5 protein-coding genes and 1 pseudogene are annotated in these 6304 nt (G+C 62.1%); 3 read left to right on the forward strand and 3 right to left on the reverse strand.

What is annotated here, in order from left to right; all coding sequences use genetic code 11:
* Window positions 1-25 precede the first annotated feature (25 nt).
* Window positions 26-862, forward strand: coding sequence for a mycofactocin-coupled SDR family oxidoreductase (locus WAN02_RS25840; protein WP_422267753.1), 837 nt, complete (start codon window positions 26-28; stop codon window positions 860-862).
* Window positions 863-1126: 264 nt separating this feature from the next.
* Here WAN02_RS25840 and WAN02_RS25845 read toward each other — a convergent pair whose 3' ends face one another.
* Complete coding sequence (locus WAN02_RS25845; protein WP_422267755.1) at window positions 1127-1951, reverse strand: mycofactocin-coupled SDR family oxidoreductase; 825 nt, start codon at window positions 1949-1951, stop codon at window positions 1127-1129.
* A gap of 326 nt (window positions 1952-2277) precedes the next feature.
* Here WAN02_RS25845 and WAN02_RS25850 point away from each other — a divergent pair, with 326 nt between their 5' ends.
* Window positions 2278-3441, forward strand: coding sequence for a hypothetical protein (locus tag WAN02_RS25850; protein ID WP_422267757.1), 1164 nt, complete (start codon window positions 2278-2280; stop codon window positions 3439-3441).
* A 173-nt stretch (window positions 3442-3614) separates the two neighbouring features.
* Here the strand turns inward: WAN02_RS25850 and WAN02_RS25855 are convergent, their stop codons facing one another.
* Window positions 3615-4028, reverse strand: coding sequence for a nuclear transport factor 2 family protein (locus WAN02_RS25855; RefSeq protein ID WP_422267759.1), 414 nt, complete (start codon window positions 4026-4028; stop codon window positions 3615-3617).
* Window positions 4029-4257: 229 nt separating this feature from the next.
* Entirely contained in the window at window positions 4258-5364 is a 1107-nt protein-coding gene (locus WAN02_RS25860) for a spirocyclase AveC family protein (protein WP_422267761.1), read from the reverse strand.
* A gap of 189 nt (window positions 5365-5553) precedes the next feature.
* Between WAN02_RS25860 and WAN02_RS25865 the strand changes: the two are divergent.
* A pseudogene (locus WAN02_RS25865) lies at window positions 5554-6304 on the forward strand (hypothetical protein); the annotation flags it as partial.

Here is a 6304-nt window from a genome sequence, read left to right on the forward strand (position 1 = left end):
TGACGTCGGACAGATAAGGGTCGGTATGCCAGGAGAATTGGACGGCAAAGTCGCCTTTGTGACTGGCGCAGCGCGTGGTCAGGGTCGCGCGCATGCGCTTCGTCTGGCTCAAGCCGGGTGCGGCATCGTGGCGGTCGACGTCTGCGCGCAGATCGACGGCGTCGAGTATCCGATGAGTACCCCGGCAGATCTTGACGAGACGGCCAAGCTGGTCGAGGCCCTCGGTGGCCGGATCGTCACCGGCATTGCCGATGTGCGTGATCCGTCGGCGCTAAGGACAGTGCACGACGACGGGCTGGCCGAATTCGGCCGACTCGACTTCGTCATCGCGAACGCGGGAGTGATGCCGATTTTTGGCGACGCGTCCAACACCGTCGGGATCTGGCAGTTGTGTCTCGACGTGCTGCTGACGGGCGTTTTGCACACAATCGAAACCACCTACCCCCAGTTGGTGGATCAAGGTGACGGTGGGTCCATCGTCATCACCGGGTCGATGGCCGCGTTGCAGCCGATGATGCGGACCGAGGGCAGACATACCTACGGGATGTTGGGTTACGCGGCCGCGAAGGCTGCGCTGTGCAACCTGTCCCGCAACTACGCGAGTTTTCTTGCTGTGCACCGGATCCGGGTCAATATGTTGCATCCCACTGGCGTGAACACACTTATGGTTGCCAACGATATGGTGTCGAACTACTTCGCTCGGGCGCAACCCGAAGAGGTCAATTTGAGCGCACACGCAATCCCGGTTCAACTGCTCGAGCCCGAAGATGTCGCGAATGCCGTGCTGTGGTTGTGTTCCGATGAGTCGAGCTACTACACGGGAAATGACCTGCGCCTAGATGCCGGCGCCAGCTTACGGTAATTCACCGGCACGCAAGAACGGCTGCCAGGATCCAAGGGGTAGAAACACAGAATTCAAATCCGTGTACTCGGCTAAATACCCACGGCCGCAAACAATCAACGGCCCGCACACGACCCCCAGCGCCAGGCTAAGACACTTCCCCGAAGCACTGAGCAGTACCGCGATGCCCGACCGCCGGTCGACTTTTCTATTCGCGATCCGATCTGGCGGTGCCGTTGCCGTCACGTCGAATAACGCCTTCGAGTAGCCGGTGATTGGCTGGGTCTACTTGACCGTGAAGCCCGCATCCACCGGAAGTGTCACGCCGGTGACGTATTTCGCCTGATCCGAGACCAACCAGGCAACGGCGTCGCTGATGTCGCTGGCCTCGAGCACAGGGATCGGCAGCAGATTGCTCATCGCGTTCGCGATCTCCGGAGATGAGTTCATCAACTCGCCGACTGGCTCGTTCATGATCATCGGCGTGTTGACACCGGTGGGGTGCACGGTGTTGACGCGAATACTGTGCGGTGCAAGCCAGTTCGCCCAGCTACGCATCAGTCCCACAACGCCGTGCTTGGACGCAACGTAGCCGTCCATGGCTCCCGACCCGTTGCCGCCGCGGCCGGTTAGGCCCTGCGTGGAGCTTGTGATCACGATGGCGCCGCCGTCGCCCTGGTCGATCAGGTACTGCACACCCGCATGGATGGTGTGACGAGTGCCGGTGAGGTTCGTCATGACCGTGTCGACGAATTCCGCGACCGGATCCTCGTCATGCAGACTCACCGTGGAGATGGCGGCATTTGCGATGATGATGTCGAGGCGCCCCAGTTCGGCCACGCCCGCGTCCACGGCCTTCTTCAGCGCCTCGAACTCCCTGATATCGGCCTGCGCAGTGAAAACTCTTCGGCCGAGCGCATCCACCTCTTTGCGGGTGATCTCCAGATCCTCCGGGGTCGCCATCGGGTACGGGACGCTCGCGATCTGTCGTGCGATATCGATCGCGATGATGTCGGCGCCGTCCTCCGCCAACCGGATCGCGTGGCTGCGGCCCTGACCGCGTGCCGCACCGGTGATCAGAGCGACCTTGCCCTCCAAGTTCCCGCTCATTGCACTCCTTTTACTCACTCGATGCTCACCGCGCTGGGCTTGTTGCGTCCACGGCCGAACACAGCGTGAACAGGACAAACGTTTGCTTGACGTGATGGGTAGGATATCATATCGTGACCTCCAACGGAGCGTGCGGTCGTCCGCGTTGAAGAGCACAAGAGGAGCCGCCCGGCTTTTCGAGTGGAGGAGTCCGCCGTGGAGAAACGAGCGCGGCCAACCGTGACCCGCGTGCGTCTGACGTTCAAGACCGCGTCGCCCACTCTGAGGCGTGGATAGCCCAGACGGAGAAGATCCTCAAGGTCCAGCTAGCAGTTGGGAGATTAAGTATGACTGTTGAATCTGCGCGGATCGAGGTCGACCATCGACCTACGCCTGAGCGCCGGTATCGCGTAATTGTCTGCGGCACAGGCGGGGTCGGCAGCGCCGTCGTACGTGAGGCGCTGCGCCTGCCGTGGATCGACGTTGTCGGTGTTCAGGTGTACACGAGCGCCAAGGCCGGCGTCGATGCCGGCGAGCTGGTGGGTCTGCCCGCCGCAGGCATCATGACCACAGCGGATCCTGATGAGATCGCAGCACTGGATGCTGACTGCGTTGTGTACTGCGCTCGTGACTTCGGTGACTGGCGGTCCAATGATGTGTTAGTGCGGTTGCTCGAATCCGGGAAGAATGTGGTCACACCGCTCGCCTACTTCCGCGCCGAGTCACATACGCCCGAGGTGGTCGAGCGATTGGAAGAGGCATGTCGGCGCGGCGGCTCGAGCCTGCACGCCACGGGGCTCAACCCGGGGTACATCGGCGAGCGTCTTGGGGTCGTGCTTACCGGTTTGAGCCACGATGTCAGCCGCATCAAGATCGAGGAGTTCTACGACATCACTCCGCTCTCCAGCGAGCTTGCGCACCTGCTCGGGATCGGGCTCCCTATCTCGGAATCCGAGAAGGCCAGCGCGGCGGCGCAACTCGCGCAACTATATTTGGAACAAACCATTGGACTGATCTGCGATGCGCTCGGCGTCGAGATCGATGGCATCGAACACAGCCAGGCCCAGCGCGTCGCGGGCGATCCTATCCAGGCGGACAGTTATGCGGTTGACGAGGGCGCGGTCGCGTCGGTCACTCATCGCTGGACCGCACTCGTCGAGGGTCAACCTTTCTTGTTGTACGAAACCACCTGGTTCGTTGGGAAATCGATGCAGCCCGAGCACTCAGATATCGAGCATCACTGGCTGCTGACGATCGAAGGAAGGCCATCGGTGCGAATGCTCCTCGAGGTCAACGCAAGTATGGAGAGCGGAGCGGCGAATTACCAAGGCGATCCGACCTCAGCCGGTAACTACGCAATCGGAATCCCACTCGTGCAAGCGATCACGAGAACCTCCGAAGCAAAGCCCGGGATCGTTGGGCCGCCGCCGGTAGGGCCACATTGGACCGCCGCCCGCGGACGTAGTGGAGCAACAACGGAGCGGATCGATTATGCGGAGTCGCCCGCGTGATCGTCACCGTCTGCTGAAGCGCGACTAACGAGACGCGACCAACAAGCTTGGCGCGGAGCTATGAGCGGTCCCGGTGACTAGGCTTTCGTCGTCACTAGTCACCGGGACCAGTCCGCGTCTACACGGAGGTCAATGCCGCTGTCGGGGCTGTCTTTTCGCCGCACTCGGCTCGGTTAGCGGGCGGCGAGGGCAGCGGTATCGAAGTAATAAGGTTTGATCTCGGCGATCAGCCCGTCGCGGATGACGAACGTCTCGATCACGGACACTGTCTCACTGCTTGCGGAATCCCCGAATGGAACCTCGAGGAACGCCGCAGCCCGCTCGGAATTGGCCAGGATATCGCCGACGGCGACGGTGTCGAGGTCAATCATCGAGTACAGCTGCGCCAGCAGTTGCAAGACCTCCGCACGGCCAGTGTGCGTGCCGCCGTAGGGCAGCGATGCCGCTTCGTAGTTGACGATGTCAGGGTGCAGAATTTTGGCAACCCCCTCGATGTCCGCCCGCAGCGAGTAGTCGTAGAACTGTTGAACGACCGATCGTGTCTGATCCTCGGCAGACAAACCCGGGGAATCGCTAGCTACCGCCATGTGTATCAATTTCCTTTCCTTGTCGACCCGAACAGGGCAGTCGCGTGCTGACTGCCTGGCAACGGGTTACCGATACGCCTATCCGTCGGTGGATAGAGCTTGCTGGTTTCTTCGCCGGAGCCTTGACGTCGTATCGCTCACGGGTGCGGATGCGCGATCGGCAGGGATGTGCCGGTGCGTTGCGGCGCGCCCGAAAATGCTCCGAGCCGCTCAGTTACGAGACGCCTGGTCAACGGTAGTCGCTTCGGCGGTAGATCGGTCCGCCGTCGGTCGGACAGGGCGGCGCACCGGTCTCGCCGCAGATCCCGTTCGTGAAATAGGAGGGGACGTGGGTCGGAGTGTTACCGCTGTACAGGCCCAGCACCGCAGAGCAGACGGAATACAACCCCATCGCGGCAGTAGCGCAACCGATCAGCGAGAACGTGCTCAGCGCGGTGCGCGCCGCGCCCTTCACGGGTACCCGGTCGATCCCGCGTTCGACCGGCGCCTGCCCGCGTGTGTTGTAGGCATAGACCTGGTAGCTCAGCACCGTGATGGTGAACCCCCACAGGGCCATTTCGGTGAGTGGCATGGCGTTGGCGGTTCCGCTCCAGAAGGTCAGCGCGTCGAGGTTGCTGGCCCACCACACCCATCCGCCTCGGATGACGACGAGCTCTTCGATGGCGAAGACGAACACCATCATCGCTACCCAGGTTGGCGCGAAAAGGCCCACCAACCCCACCCCCGGCCAGCGTCGCTTGATGTAGCTCATCAGCTTGGCGGCCGCGACCGTTACCGTGACCATCGTCATGTAGTTGGCGGTCTCGATGAGGAATGGCTGCGGCAGCAGGTGCCCTTTGGCGCTGATCCACCAGGGGATGTATTCGACCCAGGAGCCACGGTTGAAGTAGTAGGAGTTGAACATCATCTGGGGCCGGATCAGGTTGGCCCAGGGATCGAGCCAAAGGATTGCCATCCAGGCGATCCACATTTGGGCGTAGAACGTGAGACGGCGTTCACGCGCGCACCGCCAAACCAACCAGCCGATCGTGGCCACCGCGCCGGCGGCGAAGGTGCCCTGCAGAATCCACGCCTTGACCATGACGTCGTGAGGCACCGGATCGGCCCCGGTGGGTGTGGGCGCGAAGTTGCTGGAGGTCACCCACCTGCCAAAGACATAGAGCTGCATCGCGACCGCGGCGGCGCCCAAGGTGGCCCACCATAGAACGGGGCGCGCCTGGCGACCAGGAGCAATACCGGGTGCCGACGGTTCTGGAGCCACCGTCGCGTTCGCCCCGGCATGCGCAGCGTGTTTCGTGTCGGCCCGCATTGCAGAGGCTTGCGTTTCTAGGGTCATCCTGCCTCCATTTGGGGTGGCGCCGCCGGCTCTCAGCCGGTCAGGGGGTCCGGAACCCAAGCCATGATGTCATATACTATATCGCGGATCGCTCGGGATTTAAAGCCAGTGACGGCGCAGATCCCCTGTCGGGTCAACCCGCGCTGCGATACGATATATCTATCTCAACGATCGGAGGGCCAGCCGGAGATGACGAGCACTGAGCTGTACTACGAGCCATGGGATCCAGCCTGCCGCGTGGGACTCTTCGATACCTATCAACGACTCATCCACGAGGCGCCCGTGTACCGCGCGCCGTCCGGCACCTGGATCGTCTCGAGCTATGAGGGCGTCGAGTACATCTTCAACAACCACGATCTGTTCTCCAACCGCCCCAATCAGGATGAGTCGATCGGCTTTCCACCGAAGGTGGACTTCGACGACGAAGAGAGCGTGGCCATGATGACTCATCTGGCCAAGCTTGCGGAGACCCTTCCGCTGGACCTCGGCGACCTAATGGTCGCTCGGGTGATCGTTGGCGCCGACCCTCCAAACCACACTCGTCAGCGCAAGATCGTCAACCGTGGGCTGACCGCCCGCCGGGTCGGAATGTTCCAGGACCGAATCGAAGAAATCGTTGCCGAATGCCTGGACGGCATCGAAGGGCGTGACCGCTACGAGCTTGTCAGCGAGTTGGCGATCCCGGTCCCGGTCGGCGTCATCGCCGACCTTTTGTCGGTCCCCACCGACCGCTACGCCGATGTCCGGCGCTGGTCGGACATGGTGGCCAACCTGCCCCAAAGTGAGGGCCGCGGCAGCCCTGAGACCACGTACAAGCTCTTCGGCATGCTCAAGGAGTTGTCGGAGTTCTTCGTGCCCCTGATCGAGGATCGCCGCGAAAATCCCCGAGACGACATGATCAGCGATCTCGTCCGCGCTGTCGACGTCGACACCATGACTG

Origin of the sequence: Mycobacterium sp., from assembly GCF_049281135.1 — a bacterium.
Lineage (GTDB): Bacteria > Actinomycetota > Actinomycetes > Mycobacteriales > Mycobacteriaceae > Mycobacterium.